Genomic DNA, 312 nt, shown 5'->3' on the forward strand with positions numbered 1-312 from the left:
TATTTTATCACCTTCTTGTACATTGGTTGATACAATTTCTTCAGCTAAAGCATCTTCAATGTATTTTTGAATAGCACGTTTTAAAGGTCTTGCTCCGTATTGTTTATCAAAACCTTTTTCGGCAATATAATCTTTAGCTTCATTAGTTAATTGTAAAATGTAACCAAGATTTTTAATTCTAGCTAAAAGTTTTTCTAACTCAATATCTATAATCTTGTTGATGTCTTCTTTTTCAAGCGGGTTGAAAACAATAACATCATCAATTCTATTTAAAAACTCTGGTGCAAATGATTTTTTCAAAGCATTTTCAAT

Annotated in this window: 1 pseudogene; it reads right to left on the reverse strand. The window is 27.9% G+C overall.

Annotation, left to right across the window (positions count from 1 at the left end):
* A pseudogene (locus FUA24_RS00415) lies at positions 1-312 on the reverse strand (ATP-dependent Clp protease ATP-binding subunit); the annotation flags it as partial.

This window comes from Seonamhaeicola marinus (assembly GCF_008085455.1).